Annotated in this window: 1 protein-coding gene and 1 pseudogene; both read left to right on the top strand. The window is 46.2% G+C overall.

Features of this window, described 5'->3' with window-relative positions; all coding sequences use genetic code 11:
• Positions 1–70 precede the first annotated feature (70 nt).
• A pseudogene (locus ACSZO4_RS25440) lies at positions 71–280 on the top strand (tyrosine-type recombinase/integrase); the annotation flags it as partial.
• Between the two features lie 238 nt (positions 281–518).
• A complete protein-coding gene (locus ACSZO4_RS25435) occupies positions 519–1739 on the top strand; it encodes a tyrosine-type recombinase/integrase (RefSeq protein ID WP_437891864.1) in 1221 nt (406 codons plus the stop codon).
• The last annotated feature ends 97 nt before the right edge of the window (positions 1740–1836 follow it).

The raw sequence follows: 1836 nt of genomic DNA, 5'->3' as shown, positions 1-1836 counted from the left end.
ATTCGCGCGACTGACTTAAAGGTCAAACCTTTCGGAGTCCCCCGGCAAAGCCGGGGGTTTACCGGACTTAATTACAGATTTCCGCTTTCACGACTTGAGACATACCTGGGCGAGTTGGTTGATTCAGTCAGGAGTCCCGCTATCCGTTTTGCAAGAAATGGGGGGCTGGGAATCGATAGAGATGGTGCGCCGGTATGCTCACCTGGCTCCGAACCATTTGATCGAGCATGTACGGAAAATTGACGCCATTTTTGGTGTCCATGACACAAATACGACATAAGGGGAAAATGAGGCTGGGTTGAAAATGGCTTAAGTCTATGATTTGAAATGGTACGCCCTACAGGGTTCGAACCTGTGACCTACGGCTTAGAAGGGCGCTACGCGCCAGTTTCCTTATATTTCCTGCGATTTCATCAAGATTCATTTCAATGAAATTAAAAGATTTTTACGTGTTGTATGGTTTCACTTGGTTGCATATCATTTCCTCATAACCTGACCCGCAACCTGACCTGTAAACCATGGCAAGCACCCTACTTACTGACAGCAAAATTCGTGGATTAAAGCCAAAGACATCAGCCTATTATACCTGGCAAGCCGCCGCGACGCGAGGCACCGGAAGGCTAGGTGTTAAAACCTACCCATCAGGCCGAAAAACATTTGTATATCGCTACTATGTGAGCGGTAAAGAGAAGTTTGTTAGCCTCGGTGATTTCCCAGCCCTTACCTTGTCAGAGGCTACTGCGAAAGCCCAGGCAGCGGCCAGCGGCATAAGCGAACCAGCTAAAGCGATCACTGAGCATGCTTCTTTAAAAATGCTCTTTGACGATTATATTGCAGACCAGAAAGCCAGGGGTAAGAGGGCTTACGACAAAACACAAAACCGGCTTAATCAAATACTGCAAAGCAAGCATATCAATCCAGAGATGGAAGCCAATGCCGTTACACCTGAACATATAAAATATGTCCTGTCTGAATTTATCACCCGTGGGGCGCTGGCGGGAGCCAACAAAGCCCGCGCCAATTTGCATGCGGTGTTTAACTTTGGGCTTTTTGCAGACAATGACCCGGCCAACATGGGAAAGAAAACCGTTTATGCCCTTAAAAGCAACCCTGTTGCTGTCGTTCCTGGTCAGCGTGGTGCCGACAAGGCTCTGGACAGATTCCTGCAATGGAATGAGCTCAAGGAGCTGCTCGCCATACTAAGCCAAGATCCAGCGTCAGTGAGAATGCATAGTGATTTTTCTCAACTGCTGTTGCTATGCATCCATACAGCAGGCCAGCGTCCATGGGAGATAATGACAAACTTAAAAGCCAACTGGGACCGCAAAGGAAAAACACTGACGGTTCCTCCTGAAATATCAAAGAATGGCGACTATCACGTCGTACCATTAAGCGGAACAGCAACAAACATTTTAAAAGAAATGGATAGGCGGTACCCGGATAGCGATTTTCTTTTCCCTGCAGATACAGCTGAGGGGCATTTGCTTTCAGCAGAATACAGCAAACAGATTAAGAAATTTTGCGAGCGCGAGCCATTCAATAAATTTACACCGAGGGATATCAGGCGAACGTTTAAGACTTTGGCGGGAGATATGGGGGTGAGCACTGAAATGCGTGACCGTCTGCAAAATCACAAACGACCAGGCGTTTCAGCAAAACATTATGACCGCTATGACTACATTAAAGAAAAAAGAGAAGTCATTCAGCAGTGGGAAGATAGACTTAAATCACTTAAATGATTTCAATAGTTGCACTTAACATGTACTAGCTCAGACCTGATCTGACAGTTACCGGTTATTTATACAGGTGTCTGTCAGATTAAATCTGGTTCAGATT

This window comes from Phytobacter sp. V91, assembly GCF_965644225.1.
In the GTDB taxonomy this organism is placed as follows: domain Bacteria; phylum Pseudomonadota; class Gammaproteobacteria; order Enterobacterales; family Enterobacteriaceae; genus CBFFRJ01.
This window is presented reverse-complemented; position numbering and strand designations above follow the sequence as displayed.

Excerpts from the sequence above, each read along its gene's own strand:
- ACSZO4_RS25435 (WP_437891864.1), top strand. The coding sequence starts at position 519 with ATGGCAAGCACCCTACTTACTGACAGCAAAATTCGTGGATTAAAGCCA.